Source organism: Dactylosporangium maewongense (assembly GCF_039531485.1).
Lineage (GTDB): Bacteria > Actinomycetota > Actinomycetes > Mycobacteriales > Micromonosporaceae > Dactylosporangium > Dactylosporangium maewongense.
In genome coordinates this window covers 192,728-214,207 of record NZ_BAAAQD010000021.1, presented here as the reverse complement: position 1 = coordinate 214,207, position 21,480 = coordinate 192,728, and the positions used below count along the sequence as shown (strand labels likewise).

At 70.9% G+C, this 21,480-nt stretch carries 33 protein-coding genes; 23 read left to right on the top strand and 10 right to left on the bottom strand.

Features of this window, described 5'->3' with window-relative positions; genetic code table 11:
• Positions 1 to 43: 43 nt before the first annotated feature.
• On the bottom strand, positions 44 to 331 hold the full coding sequence (locus ABD332_RS41755; RefSeq protein WP_344509313.1) for a hypothetical protein: 288 nt from the start codon (positions 329 to 331) through the stop codon (positions 44 to 46).
• Between the two features lie 225 nt (positions 332 to 556).
• Between ABD332_RS41755 and ABD332_RS41750 the strand changes: the two genes are divergently transcribed.
• The 22 genes from ABD332_RS41750 to ABD332_RS41645 all read left to right on the top strand — a co-directional run bounded on the left by ABD332_RS41750 (position 557) and on the right by ABD332_RS41645 (position 11,868).
• Positions 557 to 1,021 carry a hypothetical protein gene (locus ABD332_RS41750; protein ID WP_344509312.1) on the top strand — a complete coding sequence of 155 codons (465 nt, stop codon included), beginning with the start codon at positions 557 to 559 and terminating at the stop codon, positions 1,019 to 1,021.
• Between the two features lie 83 nt (positions 1,022 to 1,104).
• On the top strand, positions 1,105 to 1,323 hold the full coding sequence (locus ABD332_RS41745) for a hypothetical protein (protein WP_344509310.1): 219 nt from the start codon (positions 1,105 to 1,107) through the stop codon (positions 1,321 to 1,323).
• A 140-nt stretch (positions 1,324 to 1,463) separates the two neighbouring features.
• Entirely contained in the window at positions 1,464 to 1,904 is a 441-nt protein-coding gene (locus ABD332_RS41740; protein ID WP_344509309.1) for a DUF6907 domain-containing protein, read from the top strand.
• Positions 1,901 to 2,206, top strand: coding sequence for a DUF6907 domain-containing protein (locus ABD332_RS41735; protein ID WP_344509307.1), 306 nt, complete (start codon positions 1,901 to 1,903; stop codon positions 2,204 to 2,206). The genes ABD332_RS41740 and ABD332_RS41735 overlap by 4 nt, the downstream gene beginning before the upstream one ends.
• Positions 2,203 to 2,604, top strand: coding sequence for a DUF6907 domain-containing protein (locus tag ABD332_RS41730; RefSeq protein ID WP_344509305.1), 402 nt, complete (start codon positions 2,203 to 2,205; stop codon positions 2,602 to 2,604). Before ABD332_RS41735 ends, ABD332_RS41730 begins: the two co-directional genes overlap by 4 nt.
• Positions 2,601 to 2,942, top strand: coding sequence for a hypothetical protein (locus ABD332_RS41725; RefSeq protein WP_344509303.1), 342 nt, complete (start codon positions 2,601 to 2,603; stop codon positions 2,940 to 2,942). The genes ABD332_RS41730 and ABD332_RS41725 overlap by 4 nt, the downstream gene beginning before the upstream one ends.
• Positions 2,929 to 3,375 carry a hypothetical protein gene (locus ABD332_RS41720; RefSeq protein ID WP_344509301.1) on the top strand — a complete coding sequence of 149 codons (447 nt, stop codon included), beginning with the start codon at positions 2,929 to 2,931 and terminating at the stop codon, positions 3,373 to 3,375. The genes ABD332_RS41725 and ABD332_RS41720 overlap by 14 nt, the downstream gene beginning before the upstream one ends.
• On the top strand, positions 3,372 to 3,719 hold the full coding sequence (locus ABD332_RS41715) for a hypothetical protein (protein ID WP_344509299.1): 348 nt from the start codon (positions 3,372 to 3,374) through the stop codon (positions 3,717 to 3,719). The genes ABD332_RS41720 and ABD332_RS41715 overlap by 4 nt, the downstream gene beginning before the upstream one ends.
• Entirely contained in the window at positions 3,716 to 4,516 is an 801-nt protein-coding gene (locus ABD332_RS41710; RefSeq protein WP_344509297.1) for an RNA polymerase sigma factor, read from the top strand. Before ABD332_RS41715 ends, ABD332_RS41710 begins: the two co-directional genes overlap by 4 nt.
• On the top strand, positions 4,513 to 5,493 hold the full coding sequence (locus tag ABD332_RS41705) for a sigma-70 family RNA polymerase sigma factor (RefSeq protein WP_344509295.1): 981 nt from the start codon (positions 4,513 to 4,515) through the stop codon (positions 5,491 to 5,493). The genes ABD332_RS41710 and ABD332_RS41705 overlap by 4 nt, the downstream gene beginning before the upstream one ends.
• Entirely contained in the window at positions 5,490 to 5,864 is a 375-nt protein-coding gene (locus ABD332_RS41700; protein WP_344509293.1) for a DUF6907 domain-containing protein, read from the top strand. The genes ABD332_RS41705 and ABD332_RS41700 overlap by 4 nt, the downstream gene beginning before the upstream one ends.
• Positions 5,861 to 6,208, top strand: a complete 348-nt coding sequence (locus ABD332_RS41695; RefSeq protein WP_344509291.1) for a DUF6907 domain-containing protein — start codon at positions 5,861 to 5,863, stop codon at positions 6,206 to 6,208. Before ABD332_RS41700 ends, ABD332_RS41695 begins: the two co-directional genes overlap by 4 nt.
• Positions 6,205 to 6,597, top strand: a complete 393-nt coding sequence (locus ABD332_RS41690) for a hypothetical protein (protein WP_344509289.1) — start codon at positions 6,205 to 6,207, stop codon at positions 6,595 to 6,597. The genes ABD332_RS41695 and ABD332_RS41690 overlap by 4 nt, the downstream gene beginning before the upstream one ends.
• A complete protein-coding gene (locus tag ABD332_RS41685; protein WP_344509287.1) occupies positions 6,594 to 6,986 on the top strand; it encodes a DUF6907 domain-containing protein in 393 nt (130 codons plus the stop codon). The genes ABD332_RS41690 and ABD332_RS41685 overlap by 4 nt, the downstream gene beginning before the upstream one ends.
• Positions 6,983 to 7,567: a hypothetical protein gene (locus ABD332_RS41680; protein WP_344509285.1), complete on the top strand. Its 585-nt coding sequence runs from the start codon at positions 6,983 to 6,985 to the stop codon at positions 7,565 to 7,567. The genes ABD332_RS41685 and ABD332_RS41680 overlap by 4 nt, the downstream gene beginning before the upstream one ends.
• Positions 7,564 to 7,965: a hypothetical protein gene (locus ABD332_RS41675; protein ID WP_344509283.1), complete on the top strand. Its 402-nt coding sequence runs from the start codon at positions 7,564 to 7,566 to the stop codon at positions 7,963 to 7,965. Before ABD332_RS41680 ends, ABD332_RS41675 begins: the two co-directional genes overlap by 4 nt.
• The gene (locus ABD332_RS41670) at positions 7,962 to 8,162 is read left to right on the top strand and encodes a hypothetical protein (protein WP_344509281.1); all 201 of its coding nucleotides are present in this window, start codon (positions 7,962 to 7,964) and stop codon (positions 8,160 to 8,162) included. Before ABD332_RS41675 ends, ABD332_RS41670 begins: the two co-directional genes overlap by 4 nt.
• Complete coding sequence (locus tag ABD332_RS41665) at positions 8,159 to 9,643, top strand: DUF2637 domain-containing protein (RefSeq protein ID WP_344509279.1); 1,485 nt, start codon at positions 8,159 to 8,161, stop codon at positions 9,641 to 9,643. The genes ABD332_RS41670 and ABD332_RS41665 overlap by 4 nt, the downstream gene beginning before the upstream one ends.
• Positions 9,640 to 9,849: a hypothetical protein gene (locus tag ABD332_RS41660; protein WP_344509278.1), complete on the top strand. Its 210-nt coding sequence runs from the start codon at positions 9,640 to 9,642 to the stop codon at positions 9,847 to 9,849. The genes ABD332_RS41665 and ABD332_RS41660 overlap by 4 nt, the downstream gene beginning before the upstream one ends.
• Positions 9,850 to 10,223: 374 nt before the next feature.
• On the top strand, positions 10,224 to 10,553 hold the full coding sequence (locus tag ABD332_RS41655; protein ID WP_344509277.1) for a hypothetical protein: 330 nt from the start codon (positions 10,224 to 10,226) through the stop codon (positions 10,551 to 10,553).
• A gap of 206 nt (positions 10,554 to 10,759) precedes the next feature.
• Entirely contained in the window at positions 10,760 to 11,005 is a 246-nt protein-coding gene (locus ABD332_RS41650) for a hypothetical protein (protein ID WP_344509275.1), read from the top strand.
• A 176-nt stretch (positions 11,006 to 11,181) separates the two neighbouring features.
• Positions 11,182 to 11,868 carry a hypothetical protein gene (locus tag ABD332_RS41645; RefSeq protein WP_344509273.1) on the top strand — a complete coding sequence of 229 codons (687 nt, stop codon included), beginning with the start codon at positions 11,182 to 11,184 and terminating at the stop codon, positions 11,866 to 11,868.
• 221 nt (positions 11,869 to 12,089) lie between these two features.
• Here ABD332_RS41645 and ABD332_RS41640 read toward each other — a convergent pair whose 3' ends face one another.
• From ABD332_RS41640 to ABD332_RS41605, 8 genes are all read right to left on the bottom strand, one after another.
• The gene (locus ABD332_RS41640; RefSeq protein ID WP_344509271.1) at positions 12,090 to 12,347 is read right to left on the bottom strand and encodes an HK97-gp10 family putative phage morphogenesis protein; all 258 of its coding nucleotides are present in this window, start codon (positions 12,345 to 12,347) and stop codon (positions 12,090 to 12,092) included.
• Between the two features lie 60 nt (positions 12,348 to 12,407).
• Positions 12,408 to 13,436 (bottom strand): 2OG-Fe(II) oxygenase, encoded by a 1,029-nt coding sequence (locus tag ABD332_RS41635; RefSeq protein ID WP_344509269.1) that lies wholly within the window; start codon positions 13,434 to 13,436, stop codon positions 12,408 to 12,410.
• 8 nt (positions 13,437 to 13,444) lie between these two features.
• On the bottom strand, positions 13,445 to 18,253 hold the full coding sequence (locus tag ABD332_RS41630; RefSeq protein WP_344509267.1) for a hypothetical protein: 4,809 nt from the start codon (positions 18,251 to 18,253) through the stop codon (positions 13,445 to 13,447).
• Positions 18,254 to 18,335: 82 nt separating this feature from the next.
• The gene (locus ABD332_RS41625) at positions 18,336 to 19,013 is read right to left on the bottom strand and encodes a hypothetical protein (RefSeq protein WP_344509265.1); all 678 of its coding nucleotides are present in this window, start codon (positions 19,011 to 19,013) and stop codon (positions 18,336 to 18,338) included.
• Positions 19,010 to 19,390 carry a hypothetical protein gene (locus tag ABD332_RS41620; RefSeq protein WP_344509264.1) on the bottom strand — a complete coding sequence of 127 codons (381 nt, stop codon included), beginning with the start codon at positions 19,388 to 19,390 and terminating at the stop codon, positions 19,010 to 19,012. The genes ABD332_RS41625 and ABD332_RS41620 overlap by 4 nt, the downstream gene beginning before the upstream one ends.
• Positions 19,387 to 19,800 (bottom strand): helix-turn-helix domain-containing protein, encoded by a 414-nt coding sequence (locus tag ABD332_RS41615; protein ID WP_344509262.1) that lies wholly within the window; start codon positions 19,798 to 19,800, stop codon positions 19,387 to 19,389. Before ABD332_RS41615 ends, ABD332_RS41620 begins: the two co-directional genes overlap by 4 nt.
• Positions 19,797 to 20,000 carry a hypothetical protein gene (locus tag ABD332_RS41610; protein WP_344509260.1) on the bottom strand — a complete coding sequence of 68 codons (204 nt, stop codon included), beginning with the start codon at positions 19,998 to 20,000 and terminating at the stop codon, positions 19,797 to 19,799. Before ABD332_RS41610 ends, ABD332_RS41615 begins: the two co-directional genes overlap by 4 nt.
• A gap of 92 nt (positions 20,001 to 20,092) precedes the next feature.
• Positions 20,093 to 20,569 (bottom strand): helix-turn-helix domain-containing protein, encoded by a 477-nt coding sequence (locus tag ABD332_RS41605; protein ID WP_344509259.1) that lies wholly within the window; start codon positions 20,567 to 20,569, stop codon positions 20,093 to 20,095.
• Between the two features lie 6 nt (positions 20,570 to 20,575).
• Here ABD332_RS41605 and ABD332_RS41600 point away from each other — a divergent pair, with 6 nt between their 5' ends.
• Entirely contained in the window at positions 20,576 to 20,893 is a 318-nt protein-coding gene (locus ABD332_RS41600; RefSeq protein ID WP_344509257.1) for a helix-turn-helix domain-containing protein, read from the top strand.
• A 204-nt stretch (positions 20,894 to 21,097) separates the two neighbouring features.
• On the opposite strand, the gene ABD332_RS41595 is transcribed toward ABD332_RS41600, so the two are convergent.
• The gene (locus ABD332_RS41595; RefSeq protein ID WP_344509255.1) at positions 21,098 to 21,475 is read right to left on the bottom strand and encodes a hypothetical protein; all 378 of its coding nucleotides are present in this window, start codon (positions 21,473 to 21,475) and stop codon (positions 21,098 to 21,100) included.
• Positions 21,476 to 21,480: the final 5 nt, after the last annotated feature.

Here is a 21,480-nt window from a genome sequence, read left to right as displayed (position 1 = left end):
GTCGGGCCCTCCCAACCACGGGAGGTGCGCGGTGCAGGTCGAGCTACTCAGCCGAAGGTCGACGGACGCCGGCCGCTCTCGGGCTTTCCGGCGGCGGGATGCCCGCCTCGCGGCAGATCTGACGGATGCGCTCAGCCGTGTACCCGGTGGCGCGACTGATCTCGATCTGGGTCTTGGTGCCGTTGCGGACGGCATCGACGATCGCGGCGGTCACCTTCGGGCGCAGGTCAGCGAGGGTCGCTTGCACAGCGGTCAGGCGCTTGCGCAACTCCGCCGCCTCGTCGCGGGCCGCGTTGAAGTCGCGAGCCACCTCGTCAAGGCGGTCGGTCATGGTGGTGATGATCCCACGCGGACCACCCCAAAGCAACCATGCCACTTGGGCAAGGTTCGCCGCAAGATTGGCCCAAAATTGGGGGAACTCTTTGGGGCTAACCTCTTGTGGGCTACCCCAAATCACGGTACGTTTTGGGGGCAAGAGAGAACGGGCCCCGGACGGTGCGCTAACACCAACCGGAGCCCTGAACCGGACACCTGCGCTAACAGGAGACCGATCTACATGGAACTTACCAAGGCTCCCGCCGCCACCCGCAAGCCCGTCCTGGCCATCGGCCAGCAGATGCAGGAGCAGGCCGGCAGGGTCGTCGTCACCCTCCAGCGCGTGACCGCCGCCGCCTGGACCGTGACGGTCTACCAGGGCACGCTCCGCATCGAGGACCAGTGCGCGAGCTTCTCCGACGAGGTTGCCGCCGCCCTCACCGCCAGCGCCTACCTGCAGCTGGCCCGTGCCGAGCAGATCGCCGCCGAGACCGCCAACCCGGCCGCGCCGCTCGCCCAGGGCGAGATCCGCGAGCACATCGCCGGGGACGTCACCATCCGGATCTTCCAGACGGCGCAGGCCGGAATCCTCGTCCAGGGCCGCCGCAACGGCCAGCACGCCCCGGACCTCTGCTCCCGCCACGACTTCGACAGCGACGCCCTCCGCCGGTACGCCGAACTCGTCGCCGCGCACCCCGCAGCCTGACCCTCCCCCCGCCGCGGGGCGGGACCGCGCTGACCCCCCGGTCCCGCCCCGCCAAACCCCACACCTCACCGAGGAGCTTCCGCATGCCCATCGACCGTGAGCTGACGCTGGCCCGCCGGATCGCCGGCCTCAACGGCTGGATCACCGCCGGCTACTTCAACTCGTCCAGCGACAACGAGATCGCCGCCCGAGACGCGATGCTCGCCGACGGTCGCCTCGAAACGCGCCGCTGGGACAACACCAACATCGTCGCGCTCACGCCCAGCGGGCAAGCGTGGCTCAACGGACAGACGACCGACTGACCCGGGTGTCTTTCCCGCGCGTCCGGCCTGACCGGACGCGTCGATGGCCACCCGGCCAGGCAACACCAAGCGGGCCCCAAGCATGCGACGCAACCGCAGCCCGGGGCCCTAGAGCACCAGACACTGGAGGCCCTGCACTCATGGGAACCAAGCTTAAGAGCCGTCACCTCTCCCTCGTCCCCCCGCTCCCGCCCGCGCACCCCCTGATCGTCCCCACCACCCCGTGGCACCACTGCCCGCCGTGGTGCAGCCAGGGCGACAACTGCTACGGCGGCGAGTTCCTCGACTTCGGCGACGGCCACCCGGTGCGGCTCACCAGCCGCCACCACCACGGCGTCATCCTCGCCGAGCAGGTCTGCGACATCGACGGCACCGCCGTGGACGTCCGCATCGAGGTCGAGGCGGTCGAGGACCCCGACCAGGGGTTCATGGACGGGGCGTTCGTCAACATCGACATGCCCCACGGCATGGTCACCGACGCGGACAGCGCCGAGCGGATCGCGAACGCGATGCTCGCCGCGGTCGCCGCCGCCCGCCAGACGCCCGCCAGCGACCAGCCCCCAGCCGCGGTGTCGGCATGAGCGCCGCGACCCTCACCCCGACCATCACGTGTCCGCCGTGGTGCGCGAAGGACCTGGTCGACGACGACGGCGCTGTGCTGCACGAGTCGGCACCGGAGTTCATCGAGACCGCCGGCGGCAAGTCCCTGATCGTCGGCAGCGTGTCGCTGCGCCTCAACCGGTACGACCTTGCCGGGCTTGTCGGCGTCGTGGCGGTCAGCGTCGACTCGCACCCCATCGGCGTCGACATGAACGCCGCCGAACTGCGCCAGCTCGCCGCCGCCGCCCTGAACCTCGCGGACCAGATCGAGGAGACCCAGTGACGATCACCGTCGAGCGCCCCGCCGTCACCGGCGGGGCCCCGGCCCAGACGACCGGGCTCCGCTTCGTCCCCTGCCCCGACTCGCTCCCGTGGTGCTTCACGCACGAGACCGACCCGGACGGCGCCGAGTACCACCACGGCGCGTACACGCCGATCAAGACCGGCGGTCCCGCGAGCCTCGTCGGCGCCGAACAGCCGAAGACGATCGAGGTCACGGCCGCCCGGCTCGACACGACCGACGGGCAGACGCTGCCCGTGGTGTGGCTGCTGCCCGACGGCTTCGACTCGCTGTTCGCCGACGCGGTCGGATTCACGCCCGAGCAGGCCCGCGCGTTCGCCGCCGCCCTGCTCGACGCCGCCGACAGCGTCACCACCGTCCGGGGCGAGGTGACCCGATGAGCATTCCCCGCCGCGAGGCGCTGCTGCAGATCGCCGCCGCCGTCGCCGAAGGCATGCCGTGCCCGACCCGGATCGTCCTGACGCACCACGACGTGGCCACCATCCACACCGCCACCATCGCGGCCGGGCTCGAGTGGCTGGAGTGGTTCGGGATGGGCGAGGTCGAGCTGACCGCGCTCGGCACCGGATACATCGAGATCCACAACCACCGGGTGCTGTGGTGGCACGGCCGCCGCGCGACGGTCTGCTCCGACGAGCGGCCGGCGAAACCGTCCAGGTCCATCGCCGCCGACCGTGTCCGCGCCGACGTCGCGGAGGTGTCCCGTGTCGCCGCATGACGACCAGGCCCGCCGCGCTCGTGAGGCCGCCTACATCACGGACCTGAGGATGCCGACCGAGCCGTTCGGGATCGCCGCAGGCAGCCTCCGCACCGGCCACAACGACGGCGACCCGCAGCACCCGGCGTGGTGCTCCGCCGACGAGTGCACCGCCGGTGACGCGAACTTCCCGCACCACCTGTCCGCGTGGGAGATCGTCTACCCCGGGCACAGCGGCGAGGCCGCCGTCTACGTCCGGCTGTTCTCCGACGCCGGCGAGCCGGTCGACGAGCGCCCGAGCGTCGAGCTCCTGCTGACGCGCCCCGGGCAGTCCACCTCCATCGAGGGGTTCGAGCTCCGCGGCGAGCAGGCCCACGCCCTCGCGGCGGCTCTGCACCGGCACGCGGACGTTGTCGGCGACGAGCAGCACTGGACCCGGCAGGTGCAGTCATGACGGCCGTGAAGCACCCGGCGTGGTGCGACGTCGCCGAGTGCACCGCCGAGCCGGGCCACCTGCACTACAGCCGACCGATCAACGTCCCGGCCATCGACGGCAACCCGGACAGCGCCCGGTTCATCTGCGTCGTCTTCGGCGACGCGGACAGCCGGCCGCTGCTCGAACTGGGCATCGTGGCCGGCGCCGGGCTGAAGCCGCCCCCGGTCGTCGAGGTCGACGCGCCCCAACTCCGCCACCTCCACGCCGCGTTCGGCGCCGTCCTGCACGTGCTCACCGCCGCTGACCCGGCGGCTACCGAACTGCCCACCCTCGACCCCGTGAACGGCGGTGCCCAGTCATGACCATCACCCTCGACCGTCCCGCCAGCCCGGCGCCCACCGAGGCGGCATCGACCGCCAGCTGCCCGCAGGGCCTGTCGTGGTGCACCGGCGAGCCCGGCAACCACGACCTCGAGACCCTCCGCGAGGACGAGACGATCTACCACGACTCGCCCTGGACGGACCTTCCGATGTCCGGCGGCGACGACCGCGGCAGCGACGGTTTCACGATCAGTATCGAGCGGCAGGACGCCCTCGACGGCACGCCGGGAAGGACCCGGATCTACCTCGCGACCACCCGGGGCGGGACGCTCGACGGGCAGGGCGGTGGATACGCCACCCTCGACGAGGCTGACCGGATCGCCCGTGAGATCGCCGAGCACGTCACCACCGTCCGCGGGATGAAGCGCGCGAGCGCTGTCCGCGTCGGTGACCTGGTGTCGATCGACCGCACGGCACACGTCGTGGCTGGTGTCATGCTCGACGCCGAGTCCGGCGCGCTGAACATCTTCACCCGGCAGTCGGGCGCCGAACCGGCCGCCCAGTTCAAGGCGAGCGAGATGGTCCCGCTCCGGGGCCAGGAACGCCAGCAGAACACCGAGCACCTCGGACCGGCCGCGGTCGCCGCGCTCTGCCGGCTGTCGGCGTGCCAGCGGATCGCGATGCACCTGCGGTACGTCGACGGCCGCACCCTCGGCGACACCGCCCGGATCATGGGCGTGTCGTCGGACAAGGTCAAGACGTACGTCAGGCGCGCCAAGGCGCAGCTCCGCGAGTGGGGAGCGCTCGATGCTGCACCCGCGTTCGGCGGTGCGGTATGACGCTCGCGCTCAGTCAGGAGCAGGTCGACCTCGACTTCGCCGAGATCTGCCGGCGCGAGCGACTCGGCCTACTCCGCTACGCGAAGTCCCTCCTCGGCGACTGGCACGACGCAGAGGATGCCGTCCAAGAGGCGTTCCTGAGGCTGCTCGAAACCGTCAGTCGCCGAGGGGTCCCCCAGAATCTGGCGGCAGTACTTACTGTCATGACCCGCCACAAGGCGATGAACATTCGCCACAGTCGGTTCTGTGGGCCGATCGCGTGCGACGTCCTCGATGAGTTCGTCGAGGACTGCGGCTTCCTGCCCGAGGACACCCACGACGTCTACTGCATGGCCGACGAGTCCACCGTTGCCGCAGTCGACGCCGTTCTCGCAACCTTGCCGCCACGCCGCCGGCTCGCGATCGAGATGTGGTGCCTGCGCGGGCTGACAATCGCCGAAGTGGCCGCACACCTACAGGTGTCGCGCGGGACCGCTAGCGATCTGATCTACCCGACCCTCATCGCGATCCGTCAAGGCACGTCGACCGCTGAGCGTGAAAGCGTTGCCGCCCACCAGGCCGAGATGCGGTCACTACTGGCGCGGCCCGAGCTCGCCGACAGCCTCACGCCCATGTTCCGTCAGGCGCTGGTTCTCCGGTACGTCGAAGGCCTCGCTCCTCGGGCTATCGCCGAACAGCTCAGCATCACGGCAGATTCGGTCAAGAGCCGCTTGCGCCATGGCCGGACGGAGCTCCGTGGGCTGTCGGCTGGAGTCCCTCCGACTCGGGACGGCGCGGTGGCGAGAGCGGTGCGCGAGGGCCGGCTGAACCACTTGCCCGCCCGGACGGTGCAGGTCGCGCAGCTGCGTTACATCGACTGCCTGGAGCAGGCGTTGATCGCCGAGCAGCTCGGGTTTTCGGTTTACACCGTGCAGCGGGAATGCAAGACCATCAATGCCGCGTTCCTGGCGCTCAGCCACGCCGGAGGTTCGTCATGACCGTGACCCTCGAACGTCCAGCGACCGAGGCTCGGCCGACGCCGACGCCCTGCCCTGATGGCCTGCCGTGGTGTGTAGACCACAACGTCGACGAGGACGGCTACTCCTGGCACCGCACCCACACCGAGGTCATCAGCGCCGACCGGAACGGGTTCCTGGTGGAACGCGACATCGAGACGCTCGACGTTCGGGCGGTCCTCGTCAACAACGACGACGGCACCCCGGACCCGGTCATCTGGATCTCGGAGCAGTACACGAGGCCCGACGTGTGTCTCGCCGAGGGTATGGGGATCAGCCCGGCCCGCGCCCGCGAGTTCGCCGCCCTGCTCGTCCAGCTCGCCGACCACCTCGACGGGAGCGTGGCCCGATGACCTCCGCGATCACCGAGGGGCAGGCGCTCCCGCGGTTCACGCCGGACTGCCCGGCTTGGTGCGACAGCGACGACTCGTGGCACGAGCCGGGCAAGGCGCTGCACATCGGCGCCGACGAGTACCTCCCGGCGTCCGCCCTTGCGGACCGCCCCGGCACGGCCCGCCTGGTGTGCGTCTCGGTCAGCCAGTACGAGACCGAGACGGCGTGCCTCGACCTGGGGGTGGTGCGCACCGAAGCGGCGCTGCCCCGTGACGTCGCCACCCTGACCGCCGACGAGGCCGAGCAACTCGGCCGGCGCCTCGTCGAACTCGCCGCGCAGATGAAGGCAGGTACCTCCCGATGACCGTCACGATCGAACGTCCCGCCGCCGCTGTGTGGTCGATTCCGCGCTACGCGGTCGGCTGCTACCCGTGCCCCAAGGGCGTGCCGTGGTGCAACGACGCCGCGGCGGCAAGCGAGGAGGACCACGCCACGTGCTGGTCCGGTGAGCAGTACCTGCCCGCGACGGGCGGACGCCTCCGCGACGGGCGGCTCGGCGGGGGCACTCACTTCGTGAGTGTCCTACTGGAGGAGACCCGCGACAGGGAGCCGACGATCGCGCTGAACGTCACCTACGCCATCGACGACCTCGGCGAGGCCGACGCCGCAACGATGACCCTCGACGAGGCCGAACAGCTGGCGCGGTTCCTGCTCGACCGGGTCGCGATGCTCCGGGGCGGTGAGATCCGGTGAGCGGGCTCTGGGGTCTCGCCACGATCGATCGGGCGTCCGTGACCGCATGCCCCCCGTGGTGCACCCGCGACATCGGGCACGGCAGCACCGACGGGTTCGTGTACCACGAGGGCCGCGAGACCGTCGTGAAGCTGGACGTCCCGAACGTCTCGGCCGCGACCCTCGCGTGCCGCGACGACCTCCACGGCGAGCAGGGCACCGCATACGTCTACCTGTGCGGCGACGGCCCGATCGGGCCGGTCGACTACGACTGGACGGCGAGCATCTCCCCGACCGCGGCCCTGCAGCTCGGCCGCGCACTGACCGACCCGGCGTTCGCCGCCCGGCTCGGGCAGGCGCTGATCACCGCGGCGACCGAGGCCGGTGCCGCGGTGGAGGTGACGTCGTGACGCTCGCCGTCGACCACCTCGCGCCGAAGCTCGACACACAGCCGCGGCCGTGCCCGTCAGGTGTCGCGTGGTGCGTCGACCACGTCGACGACGCCACCGAGCAGGTCACGTCGCACCTCGGCGCCGACCGGGTCCAGCGACTCGACCGGGACACGCTGAACGGCAAGCCCGTCGACGAGCCGATCGCCGTGACCGTTGCCCGGCACGACAGCCGCGGGGTCGCCGGCGAGCCGCTCGTGTGCATCACCTCGCACGCGTTCAGCATGTCCCTGCTCGTCGCCGGCGACGGCCTCGCGCCCACCTCCGCACGGGAACTCGCCGTGGCCTTGCTCGCCGCCGCAGCGGAGGCGACCGGCTTCAAACGCGCCGATGACCTTCGCATCGGGGACCGGATCGTTCTCGACGGTCAGGTTCACGAGGTCGTGTTCCTGATGATCGACGCCTGCTATCACGACGTCGACGTTCGCTGCTGCGAAGGCACCGTGCAGATCCACACCGACCTCAGCGAGGCGGTCGACGAGTCGGACCCCGCCGTGACCTGCGAGGCCGGCGACCTAGTGCAGATGGAGGCCGCGTCGTGACGAACGCGTCGAAGGCGCCGTGCCCGCCGTACTGCGACGCCACCCCGGACGGTGGCATGTTCTGCGGCGGCGGCGACAAGCACGTCCCCGGCTGGCCGGTCGGCCTCCCCGCCGAGGGCGACCCGATCGTGGCCGAGGACGGCACCGTCGTCACCGTCGCCATCACCGACGTCGGCGGCGGGGAGCTGCGGCTGTCGCTGATCCTGCGGCAGTACGGCCGTGAGGTGCACCTGCCGCTGTCTGGCCTCGCTGCGCTGGACCTGCAGGAGGGTCTCGACCTGGGGCGTGACCGGCTGAGCCGATTCGCCGAAGGGTCGGTAACCCGGATGTCCGCCGACGAGCTGCGTGCCGCTTACGACTGGCGCGCAAGCCGAGTCCCGGTCGGAGCGACGGCGTGAGCGTCTTCCCGGTCCAGCGGTCCAGCGACGGCGAAGATCCCCGGTTCACGTACGGCCTCGCGCTGGACGTGGCCCGGGTGCTCGCCAGCCACGGCTATCCCGACCTGACGAACCCGGCGGTCGCCCGCGGCGGCGACCTCGTCAACCTGCAAGACGCCCTGTTCCTCTTCATCTACGGCCCCAAGGAGAAGCTGTGAGCGACCACGGCACCGACGTTCTTCCGGACGGCGTCGAACCCGGGGCGTGGGCGCCGGGACAGCCCGGCCGTGTGACGCCCGCGCGCGTGGGACCGGACGGCACCGGCGCCGCAATCGACGGCACCGCGTCATACCGGCGACGGGGCAAGGCCGACGAGTACGACGCCGAGCTCGAGGCGACGAACGAGACGACGAACAAGCTCAAGGCCGTCTTCTACGTGCTGGTCCTGCTGACCGCGCTCGGCGGGCAGGTGACCGGCGCGGTCGAGGTCCTCGGCGTGCCGTGGTGGGTGGCACTCCCGGCCGTGTCCGTGCTGGAGCTCGGCGGGGTCGTCATCATGCGGACCGCGGAGGTGCGGCGGCGGCTCGGCGAGAGCGCCGTCTTCGTGTACCTGCTCGCCGTCGGGATCGCCGCGTTCGCGACCGGGTTCAACTGGGTCGCCCACGAGGGCACCGCGGCCGGCGCGTTCTTCGCCTTCATGTCGCTGGTCGGCTTCCTGGTGTGGGCGCTGTCGACGGAGCACCGCCGGCGGGACCGGCTCCGCGCGACCGGGCAGATGTCGGACCTGCCGCCCCGGTACGAGCTGTTCACGCACTGGATGCGCCGCCCGTTCGTGACGTTGCGGGCGCGGTCGATGGCGAAGGCGGACCCGCGTCTCGGCCTGGTCCGGTCGCTGATCGTCGCGGATCAGGCGATGCGGCGGGACCGCCGCCTCCGGGGGATCTCGCGTGTGTTGAAGCGGAAGATCCGTAAGGCGGTCGACCCGGTGACGGCGGGAATCGCGGTGAACGTCTACGACCTCGACAGGGTCGCCCAGGAGTTGGAGCGGCGGGCGGACTACGTCGGGCTGACGGACCTCATCGCCGCGGACCTGGTGCCGTCGCGGATCGCCGCGAATCAGGCGCCGGTCAAGGTCGAGGCGATCGTCGGCAACCCGGCCGGGCGGAAGATCGTCCGGGAGCAGGTCATGGACGTCGTGCAGGAGGCGGTCGCGGCCACGCTGTCCGGCCAGTTGGCGGCCATCGAAGCGGCCACTTCGGCGGCCACGGAGAGGCTGGAGGTGGCGGCCACTTCGGCGGCCAGCCGTCACCTGGAACTGACCGCGGCCGTGGCCGATCCGGGCGGCCAGGAAGGCGGCCAAGTGGCCGACGAGATGGCCGCAGACGTGACCGGCGAGGTGGCCGCGGAGGTGGCCGAGGAACCGGGCGGCGACCAGCGGGAACCCCCCGCCGCGCCCGGCCAGAGCGAAGCGCCGAGCGCGGCCACTGAGCAGCGCCGGCCGCGGCCAACTCGGTCGAGCAGCAGCCGGTCTGCCGCGGCCAACAAGGTGGCCGCGGCGCTGGCCAAAAACCCAAACCTGACGGTCGCTCAACTGGCCGCGAAGTTCGCCACCCCCGAGCGCACCATCCGGCGTCATGTGGCCGCGATGCGCTCGGCCACGGAGCCGGTCAACGGCCACGACCACGGAGCCGGGCAGTGACCGCGCTCCCGACGCCAGCGGAGATGCTGGCCCGCGCTGACGCCGAGCTCGGCGCGGCCCACCGGGCGCTGTCCGCCGCCGCGGACTGGCTGAGGTCGGACTGGCCGCCCGGTCACGTGCTCACCGACGAGCAGGCCGGGCAGCGGGCGGCGATGCGCCGGGCTATCAGCGCGGCGCAGGCGGCGATCAGGGACGGCCGGCTGTGAGGTCGTCCGGCGGGTCTTCTCCCCTACTCGGGTCGGGCGCACCCGGCTAATGGATCAAACCGCAGGCCAGCGTGCGGACTGATCCTGATGAGCCTCGTGATCCCGACCCGAGGGAAGGGGTCTGGAAGACCCGCCGGAAGACCGCTGGAAGACGCCGGGAAGAGGGGTCGGAAGACCTGCCGGAAGAGGCCGGCGAGACGAGGTCGGCGACTACTGCCCGTGTCCGGAAGTCCGGAAGCGGCAGAGCGTTCCGGCAGTCCAATCCATCGACGGGGGCGGTCCAACGCGCCCCCGTGACACGCACGCGCGCGAGGCTACGCAGTTGGCCGCCGCTACGCAACGCAAACATCGCATCCTAGGAAGGCGCTCTCTCGATGGCACCAACACCCATCCACGCCGACACCGCGCAGCGGCGGACCGCCCGGCAGAACGCATCCCGCGACCGCCGAGAGGCGTTCTGGGCCGCTCGCCTCGCCGTCGCCGACACGCCCCGCAAGCGCATGCAGGTCTGGTACGACCGGCTCCGCGCCGTCGTCCGCGGGGCGATGCCGCAGGGACTCGCCGACGAGCTGTGGCAGGAGATCATCGACGACCTGCAGCAGCTGTGCCTCCGCCTTGAGGACCGGGTGGAGCAGCACCAGATCGAGCGGCGGGAGCGTCAGCAGGTTCTGCCGGCGAGACCGAAGCGGCTGGGGTTCTGGTGACCGTTGCCGGCGCCCCCAGCGGCTGGTATCGCGCGCGTGACACGGACGCGCACACCCACATGTGAACGCGGACTCCTGGGCGCGGACCGCCAAAATCGGCGCCCGACGGCCCGGATCGATGCACGCACGCAAACACGCAATCCCCACACCGAGCGGCCTGCGGGCCGGAACAGGAGAGCACCATGGCACCGCTGTATGTGAACGGAATGAGCGGCCTGACTGAGGCCCAGGCCCTGCAGAGCTACCGCGTGATCACGACCGGGCTGCCCGAGACGATCGACGGCACCACCGGTCCGGTCAACGAGGTGGACCCGGCGTTCAAGGCGAAGCAGCTCACCGAGTGGCAGGACCTGCTCGACGAGGTCCGTGACTACCTCGCCGACGACGCCAGCCCGGAGGCGCGCGAATACTTCGCCGCCGAGCAGGCCCGCATCGACCGGCTGCTGCGGTAGCACCTCGGTCGCGCTCGCCAGGTGTTCCATCTGGAGCACCTGGCGCAGGGCCAAGCGGTGGGATCTCACACGGAGCAGGGTCCATCCCTCCGCTCTACGGCCTTGACATATGCGCACACTATGCGCATGCTTATGTTGTGCGCATGCGCAGTGCAGCGCACGACTGAGGGAGTGCCATGTCACCCAGCAAGAACCTGTACATCGCGGACGCCGACCTTTCGATCTGGGAGGCGGCCGAGCGGACCGCGAAGAACGCCCGTACCAGCGTCTCCAAGGTCGTGGTCGACGCCCTGCGGAAGCACCTCGAGGACCCCTTCAGGGTGATGGTGAACGGCACCATCGGCGCCTCCGTCAAGTTCGACGTCGACACGCGGCCGGTCCTCGACTACGGGGACCACGGCCGATTCGGGCGCGGTTGGCTGTTGTACTACCTCGCTCCGGGGACCACGACCAATCAGGTCGAGCTGCGCTTCATCGGCTCCGGCGACGCCGCGAAGCCGCCCGTGGATGCGGCCCAGGCGTGGCTCAACTCCATCGGCGGGAACGCTAACGGGGCCGCCATCCAGGTCGAGATCGGCGACCCGGCGGTCACCATCGAGTTCGACGGGGCATGGCTGGTCGAGCCGGACTGCGACGAGACCCGCACCGCCGAGGAGGGCTACGACGCCGGCGCCTACTGGGGCGTCGCGCGGACCGGGCGGGGCCGCTTCGCGGTCTACACTGCCCACTGCAACGAGCGTTGGCCCGCCCGCCTCGACGACTTCGACACCCTCGACGAGGCGGCCCGCGTGACACCGGCCGACATCATCGCGCGCGTCGCAAGCGCGATGGGTGACTCCCGGCCGATCCGCCGCGACATCTGACCACGTGACACTGGGCATGGGCGGCATGAAGTGGTGCCTCAAAGGCAAGGAGCGGCAGGGATGAGCTGGCTACGCCCCAAGCGCAAGGGGGGTGCGGCCGGCGCTGCCCGGCGAGGTTGAGGCCGCCATCAAACGGCCTGCCGAAGGACGGCCCGACCTGGACCGCCCTGTTCTTCTGGTATGCAGGGTAGGTTCCCGGCAGCCTGGCGCCCACCTGCAGTTCAGGCGAGGTTGATCGCGTCGAGGGACCGGCCGAGCACCCGCTGAGCCTGAATCTCGGACGTCCCAAACTCCAGATAGCGCGCGTACGGCGCCCGGTTCCCGATGCGCAGTCGGAGACCCGTCGAAGTGGCGGACGTCGTCCGGTACCAGCTGGCCCGGTAGCGACCGGTGACGACCGGGGACAGCCGCTCCGCCTGCGCCTTGACCTTGTCGCCGATCTCTTCGAGCGCGCTCTGCATGTCCGGCGTCGACCGCATGGCGGCGATCCCTGAGGCGTTCCGGCGGTACAGCGGTGCACCCATCAGCGGTGGCCCTTCCTACGAGTCGACGTCACCGAGGTCCCGCCGGTACTCGCCGAACGCGACGAGCACGAGCCGGCGCCCGGCGGTGACCTTCCGGACGGCGTGCGGTGTGCGGGCTGTGAACGCGACCAGGTCGCCGCGGTGCAGGTCCATGTCCTTGCCGCCGAGCTCGAACTGTCCGCCGCGGAAGTCCCGGCCCGGCTCGTTCAGCAGCAGCGAGAGCGACACCGTCCGGTCCCACGTGTCGGCGTTCTCGTCGACGTAGTCCGTGTGCTCGTTGAACTGGTAGCCCGGCGGGTACTCGAGGACGCCGAACTCGCCGCAGTAGTTGATCGGCGCGCCGAGGGCTTTGCCGGCCTGCACGAGCGTGTTGCTGATCAGGTCGCCCCATTCGCCCCATGGCGGTTCGGCGGCGAGGATCGGCGGCCGGTACCCCTCGTGCGGTTCGATCAGCCGCCGCGTGGGCCGCGGCAGGGCGAGGAGCCGGGCGATGAGCGCGTCGGGCAGCATGCTGCGGCCGAGGACCGCACCGACGCCGATGGGCGGGCAGGGCGGTAGTTCGGGTGTCAGGTCGACGTCAACGGGGATGCCGTACCGCTCGACGAGCTGGCCGGCGACGGGGGCGAGCCACTGGGAGACGGCGAGCCTGCGGATGCGGCCGGACGTGACCCACACGGAGCCGTTTGCGGCGTACAGGTCGCTGGCGAAGTCTGGCCGGGCGGCGTGGACGTCGAGGTCGGCGGTCACGTGCGGGACGTGCGTCCAGAAGTCGCGGAGGCCGATGTCACCGGCGGCGGGTGGCGCCCACGCGAACACCTTGGAGACGTGCCCGTCCTGGCCGATCTTCGCCCGGGTGGCGCGTTCGGGTGCGACGAGGACGACGGAGGGTCGTTCGCCGGCGGCGAGCCGGGTCCGGAGTTCCCGCTCGGCCCGCTCGGCGTGGAGGTGTCCCTCTCGCGCGGGCCGGTTGCGTGGGCCGCGGGTGTACGTGTCGGCGGCGGCGATCCGGTAGTGCCGGGTGTGCGTGCTGGCTGGCCTGCTCACAGTCACTCCTAGACCCGTGTGCCGGTCTGGATGTCGCGGGCGACCCGGCGCAGGGACGAGTCAACTTCGACCCGGACCACGTCGGTGATCTCGCGGGTGCCGAGGAATACCCGGACCTCGGCGTCAACGTGGACCGGACCGGTCGGCTGGTCCTCCCGGCGCAGCACCTCGGGTCGGCCGAGCCCGTTGTAGGCCAAGTTCAGGCCGGGCGCGAGGGTGCCGCCGCTATCGAACACGCCGAACGGCAGCGAATCCACCAAGCCGCCCTTGGCTAGGGCGATGTGGATGTGGTTGCGGTGCGCCTCCATCAGCGCGTTGTTGAAGCTGCCCTTGTTGACGCCGCGCGTGTACGCGTAGTCGCGGGTCTTGGTGCGGTGGATCAGCTCGAGAGGGCGATGGGCCGCGAGGTACTGCGCGAGGGCATCCTGGTTGAAGCCCATCCAGTCGACGGCCCTGCCACTGTTGCCGGTGAGGAACACCCGGCTGCCCTGCCTCGCGGTCCACGTGCCAAGCGTCGTTGTCGGGCAGAACACCTCAGCCTGCCGTGCGCCCGCCCGCTGGACGCCGTCGACGCGGACGTCCCCGTCGACGAGGCCGACACCGGTCACGTCGTCGGCGAGCGGCGTAGCCAGCCGGACCCGTGTGCCGTTCGTGAAGTCCCGGGTCTCGACGAGGCCAGTGTCGGTCAGCCACCTGTGGCCGGGGGTGACCTCGGCGGTCCAGTCGCCGGCCGTGATCGTCCACAGTTCGGCGTCCTGGTAGTGGTGCATGCCGACGATCCGCGTCCATTCGGACCGGCCTGTCGCCGGGTTGTAGCCGACCGTCTCGTCCTCGCCGACCTGGACGTCCTCGAACGGCACCCAGCCGCGGCGGGTGAGTACGACGGTGTCCATCGGTACGCAGCCATGCCAGAGCGGGTCGCCGGGACGGTACGCGTTGCCGAACGTGCCGCCGCCGGGACCGCTCTTGATCAGCGCGAGGACGGACCTCCACACGCCGGAGTCGCCGCGCTGCGCCCCGGGACTCGACGGCCACGGCGGCTGAACGACGGCCGCGACCTCCGCCCGGGTGGGAATGCGGGTCATATTGGTCGTCGTCGGGAAGGGGTAGTGCTCCGTAAGGAACTGCTGCACCAGGCCACCGGCGGCGTACCCGCGGACTGCGTTGCGGGGGACCTGCCGCCGGCGCAAAGCCTCCATGAAGCCCTGGCCGTAGTAGTCGACGCTGGCGGTGGGCTGTACGAACTCCCCGTTGCTGAGCATGAACGGCGCCCCGGTGCGGCGCTCCATCGCCGGGACACTGTCCGAGGTGCCAGTGCCAGGGCCGACAACCGGGCCGCCCTCAGCGAGCAGCGACCCGCGCGAGCCGCCCCTGCCGCCCGGCGAGGCAACGTCGGGGTGCAGCCGCCCACGGGCGGTGGCGAGGCTGATGCCTTCACGGAGCGCCGTCTGGTAGACGAGCAACTCGTCGAGCTGGGCTTTTGTCGCGTCGATGCCGCTGATCGTGACGTCGGTCGACTTCGACGGCGGGACCTTGCCGTAGATGTCGATCAGGTTCTGGACTGCGGCCTTGTTGATGCCGTGCTGGGTTGCGTTCTTCTTGAGCGCCTCGACCTCTTCGTCATGCTTCTTTGTCGCCGACTCGATCGACTCGCCGTCCGCGACACGCGCCCGGAACGTCGCGTTGATCGCCGCGAGCTGGTCCTTGAGGCTGTCGCGGAGCCGCTGCCCTGCCTCGGTGTTCAGGTCGAGAGTCTTGGCGCCTTTCCCGGTGAGGTTGTCCCGGACCTCAAGCACCTTGTTCGTGTTGATCAGCGCCTTCGCCTGCGCCTCGGCAGCCTCGTCAGCCGCACGCGCAGACCCGAACAGGAGGTCCTCGGCGTCCTTCAGCGCGCGGGCCTTGTCGGCGGCGGAGGAGGTGCTGTCGGCGAGGATCTTGTACGCGTCGCCGAGCTTCCGCACGGCGGGCGTCGCGTCCTCGAAGGTGTTGTTGGAGCTCTTGGTTGCCTCGGCTCCGCGCTCGACTGCCGCCGTGTACACGTCGGCCTTGAGCCTCGCGTCCTCGTACGACTTGGCCAGCGACTCGGCAAGTTCCTTCGAGCGCTCCGACCGCTTGAGAAGCTCCTGGTCGCCGAACTTGCCGCCCTGCTTCGTGCCGACCGTGGCCTCGAACGCCGCGCGGTCCGCAGCGGCCCGCGCGCGGGCTGCTTCGGCGATCCGGTTCTGCAGGGCGGCGTTGTTCTCGTACGACTTGCCGAGGTCCTCGACGGTGAGGTTCTGCTCCTTCAGGATGTTCGTCAGGTCCCGCAGCTTCGGGTTCTGCTGCACCATCGACGCGATCGACTCAGCCGACACCTTCCCGGTCCGCTTGTACTCGTCGCCGATGTCGCCGAGCGCTCTCGCATTCGTGTCGATCGCGTTCTTCGCCTGCTGGTTCGCGGAGACGAAGTAACCGATGGCGGCAATCGCCCCGGTGAGGGCGAGAACGAACGGGCCGCCGATAGCGCCGCTCATCGCGTTGATCGCGCGAGTCGCCCCTGTGACCGTGTTCGGGATGGCGCCTGCCGTCGTCATCGTGGTCGTGGTCACCGACCCGAAGGTGATCATCCGGGCAATGCCGGTCACCAGGCCGGAGTTCAAGACGGCCTGCGCACCCGCGGCAAGCAGGGCGGCCGAGCGGTAGGCGGTGATACCGACGACAAGCCCGGTCAGCACCGGGAGGGGGATGGCGTTCAGAGCCGACGCGACACCCCGGAGGACGCCGAGGACAATGGACCCGACCGGCGCGTATGCCTGCCCGACCCGGACACCGACCCGGATGAGCTCGCCGATCGTGGCGACGACTCGCGGTCCCTCGACGCTGGCGTAACGGATGAACTCCTGGAAGCCCTTGTTCGTCGACATGCCCTGCGAGAAGTTCGCGAACCGCTCGGTGAGGCCGATCAGCCCGCGGCCCATCGACCGCTCGAACGGGATGAACGCCTGCACCATGCCGGCGACACCAACGGCCACGTTCCCGGTCACGGTGACCAGGCCGCGCAGGGTCGGCACGCCCTCGTTGCCGACGAGCGTGAAGAACCGCGACCAGAACGGCGACGTGAGCGCGCGACCGGCACGATCCGCGGTGCGTCCGAGTTCGGCGCCGAGTTCACCGACGTAGTCCGTCAGGTCGTCCATGTACGGCAGGAGCCGCCGGATGCCCGCCTCAGCGCCGGGCAGGAGCCCGTCGGAGGCCGACTCGCGGAGCCGGTCCAGGTCGGGTTTCAAGCTGAAGATGAACCGGGCGAACCTCTGACCGCTGAGCGGCAGGGTCTGCAGTTCCTCGTCGAGCTTGTCGAGGGCGGACCCGGCCGTCGAAGCGGTCGCCGACAGGGCGGCGCCGGCGGCCCGCTGTGCGGCTGCGATCGCGGCCTGGCCCTGCGCGATCTGGAATGCTGCCTGCCGGGCCTGCGACGCTGCCTGCAGGCGGGCTTCACCTTCGGCGCGGACCGCGTCGGTGACCTTCTGCTGCGCCTCGGCCAGCTGTCGTTGCGCCTCGAGGACCCGCTTGGACCCGTCGATGCCGGTCTTCCGGTCGCGCTCCTGGTCGGCGGTGAGCCGGCGCCCGGTGATCGCGAGTTCCTCGGCCTGTTCCTGCGCTTCGGCGAGGGCGTTCGCGGTGTTCTCCCCGCCGAACGACGCCAGCTGCCGTTGCAGGTCCGCGACCTGCGTCGCGGCTTTCGCCTGGTCGACGGCGTTGCGCTTCAGTGCCTGGGCGGTGTCTTCCTGGCTGCGGCGTTCCTCCTCGCGGGCGTCGTTCAGCGACTCCTGGGCGCGGGTCGCTGCCTCCTGCGCGCGGGTGACGGCCCGTTCCGCGTCGGCGATCTGCTGCAGGGAGCGGCGCTGCTGGTCGGCGGCGTTCGCCCGGGTGTTGGCGAGAGACGCCACGGCGGAGCGGACTTGATCGCTGCTGGACGCGAGGGACTTCTGCTGCTGGACCGCGGTGTTCCCGGTCTTCTGCTGCTCCCGCTGGGCGTTCGCCAGCGCGGTGACCGCACCACCGATACCGCCGAACGCGAGCGCGAGCACACCGACGGACGGGGCTGCGATGACGGCCGCTGCGCCGATACCGCCGATGGCTGCGGCTGCCGCCGCGGCGGCGGGGACAGCGGCCGGGCCAATGGTCAGGATCGCGTCAGTGAGACGGTTCACCCCGATCCTGGCCCGGTCGGTGTCGACGTCGACCTCGGCGCCGGCCCTGCGCCCATCCAGGCGTTCAAGCTGCTGTTCGAGCAGGGCGAGTTCGATGGAGGCGCGGCCCGTGTCGACGCGGACCCTCGGCGAGGACGCGGTCGCGGCGAGCCGGTCGAGTTCGGCCCTGAGGCGGGCGACTTCCTCGCGTGCCTGCGTCTCGGTGATGTCGATGCCGATGCGCTTCGTCGACAGCCGCTCCAGCTGGTCGCGAAGCTCCCGCATCTTCCGTTCGGCGTCGGTGGCCCGCGCGTAGATGTTGACCCGGTACTCAGGCAGCGCCCGCAGCGCGGCCCGAATCCGCTGCTCTGCGGTCGTCGCGAACGTTCCGCCGAACCGGTTGCCGAGCGCGGCGCCGTGCCGGGCAGCGTTCGACGTAAGACCGCTCAGGCTGCCGTTGACGGCGGCGCGGATCCGAGCCGCCATCGCAGCGCCGAACGCCGCGCCGAGGGTGTTGCCGGCCGCAGTGGCGCCGGGCGTGGTCTGTGCGACGAACGCGGCCCAGAAGCCGGTAGTCCGAGGGTGTACGTCGACGTATACCGAGCCTGCGGAGACGCCGCCGCTCGCGGAGCCGCCAGATGCTGCCACGGTCAGACCGCCCGTTCATGTGTGTGCGCACGATGCGCGCCCGGCGCAGCCCACCCAACCCAGAGGCGCGCCGGGCGCGGGTTCAGGAAGAGGTGGTGCTGGCGCCGAACGCGTCGGCCTCGACCGCGTCGGCCGGGACCGCGGGCCGCGCCACGGCGGCGGCAACCTGCTCGGCGCTGCCGTCCTCAGCGAACCGGTCCAGCTCGTCGGCCTGGCCGTCGAGCCAGTCGGCCCGGTTGCGGGTCTGCTGCGTCAGCGGCATCGGGGCGCCCGGCGCTCCACCGACCATCGGGCTCCACGGCGCAACCGTGTAGGTCGTGCGCTCGAACCCGTTGAGTTCGTCGAGCAGCGCCGCGGTCCTCGCCGCACGGACGGAGGCGATGTCCCGCAGCTGGCGGGCCCTGGCGCGGGCGTCCTCGGCGCGGGCGAGCAACAGTCCACGCTGAGCGTCGGCGACGCGGGCGCGGGCGGCGGTGACCGCCCGGTGGCTGACCTCGAGGTGGGTCCTGCGGCGGATCAGGTCCTCGCCGAGCTCGGCAAGGTTGGTCGGTGTCTCGAACGCCTCGTCGCCGGCGACTGCCTCGGCCTCGGCGAGTTCCGCCGCGGCGACCTCGGCGGCGTGTTCACGGTCGGCTGCGTCGGCGGTCCACGCCGCCAGCTTCGCCTCAGCGGCGGCGAGCGCCTGCGTGGCCTCGTCGACGGTCGGCGGCGCCGGGACGGGCTTCCGGGTCCAGCGGGTTTCGTCGATCGTCGCGGTCATGCTGCAGCGCTCCGGTTCAGCGACGACGCGAACTCGCGCATGAACGTCTTGGCGTGCCCGGCACCGTTGCGGCGGGTCTCCCGGTTCTGTAGGCCGAGCGCGTACTCCCGCGCGGCCGTGCGGGTCATGCCGAGCTTGGTCTGCGCTGCCTCGATGACCGCCAGCGTCTCCGAGGCCAGGGCTGGCGCCGGCACCTGCGGGTTGAGCATCGCGAGGGCGGCGGAGCGCTCGGCCTCGACGAGCTGGTCGTGGCGGTCCCAGGCGGCGCGGGCCTCGGCCTCGCTGCGGTAGTCGCGGCCGACGGCGGCAACCCGGGCCGCTTCCTCGGTCAGGCCGGCGGCCCGGTACGTCGCCACCATGTTGTCGAACGAACTCATGCTGCGGTCCTCCGCATCTCGATCTCGGACCGATCGAGCAGCCAGACACCTCCCTGCTTACGCGCGAGGAGGTCACCGGAGCGGACCATCTGACGGACACGAGAGGACGTGACCCGCAGCAGATCCGCGGCCGTGGCCGTGTCGATCTCCTGCGTCGAGACTGCGGGCATTTCCGCAGGCAGGGCTTCCGTCCTTCCGTCAACGGAAGCTCTCCACTCCACCCACCCGGAGCGGGCCGCCTTGATCTGCGCCCACGTGTCGCGGACCTCCACAAGCCGGGCAGGGTCGACGTGTCCCCGCTCGGCCATCCGCGACACCTTCACCAGCTCCGCCGGCAAGTGCGCGTCGAGGACGTAGGCGATGATGAACGCCGAGAAGCCCGAGACGTGGGCGCCAAGCGGCCGGTTCACAACGACCCCCGGGACGCCTCGGCCGCGGCCAGCCAGCCGAGCAGGTCCCCCATCGCCGAGGCGAACCCCTCGCGGGTGCCGTAGCGGGCCTGACCCATGTACAGCGCAGCCTCAAGAAGCCGGTCGACGAGCAGGCCGGCGTCGCAGGTGTTGACGATGACCCGCACCCCATCGGCGTCGCGGAGCGCGTACGCGCGCATGAGTGCGGCCATCGTCGCCGGGCCGACCGGCTCCGCAGGACGACGCGTGAACCTACCGAGATGGTCGCGGCGCCGCCCGCCACGGTTACCCGTCACGACCCAACCGCCAGCCTGGCCTCGTCTGTTACCCCGTCGGCGGAACCGAGGACCCCGCGGATCTCAGCCATCACCACATGACGGATTGCGTCGTCGTCCAGGTCGAGGCCAAGCCTCACCATCGACCGGGACAGCACCTCAACGAACAGCTCACGGACCACCGTCGGCGGCAGCGACGGATCAGACCCCAGCGACGGACCGGCGGCATCCGCCAGGTCATGCGCGAACGCGGCAGCGCGCACCGGGTCATCGGGGTGTAGCGCGGCGGCAAGACGCACCAGCGAACGCCACGCCGGCCGCGAACGCCCGGTCTCGATCGCCGCCACAGACGAAGGACTCATACCCGCCAGACGGGCAAGGTGCGTCCGCGACCAGCCCCACCGCTCGCGGGCAGCACACAACAGCGAACCGACCGCCTCGGCGAGACGTGCCGCCTCGGCGCCTTCCGGCTTCCTGGAGTTGTAGCGGATCATCAGCGCATGACCGCCGAAATCACCACGCGACACATCCCGGCCGCCGACTTCGGACCGGCCCTACGCGCAGCCCGACACGCCCGGAGGCTGTCGCTGCGCCAGCTCGCCCGCCGCATCAACAGCGACTTCGGGTACCTCGGTGCCCTCGAACGGGGCGTGCGTTCCCCGTCGACCCGCTTCGTCGCGCTGCTGCTCGCCGAGCTTGACCCGCCGGCAGACCTTGCCCGCCGAATCGAGGCGGCCGGTATCTCGGGCGTCGGCCGGGATCGGTGGCAACCGTCGCCGGTTGCGGCTCGCCAGGCGTCATGGAACACGCGCATGTGAGGCGTGGTCATGGACCACGCTGGCTGTGGTCCATGAGGTCTGGGCGACTGATGGTCCACGCGCAGCGACATGGGCCACGCCTCAGTTCGGCGGCGACGTGGACCACTGTGTCCCTGGCTAGAGGTGTCCGTGGTTCTGGTCACCTCGTTGTCCCTTCTCGAGGCGAGGGTGTCCGTGGTGCTGGACTCCCAGGCGGTGGGCGGGTTACTGCTTGACAGGTCCGAGCAGGGCGTCGAGTAGGCAGCGCTCGATCCCGGCCTTCTTCGTCTGGTACTGGCTGGTCTGCGCGTCGAGGAACATCGCCGCGGCGATGCTCAGCTCGGCGGCGCCCTCGCGGAGCTGCTCACCGAGGGACTCGACACAGTCGCCGAGCTCGGCGAGGTAGAACCGGTTGCGGCGGCACGCGTCGAGGGTCTGCACGACGCCGTACTGCTGGGACATGACGGCGTATGCCTCGTTGGTGTCGGCGCAGTCGAGGCTGTCGTACAGCGGGCCGGCGGCGCGTTCGAACGCGACGACGATGCGGCTCTCGCGGGTGGTGAACTCGCCGAAGAGGTCGGCGGCTTTCGGTGTGCGGGTCATGCTGG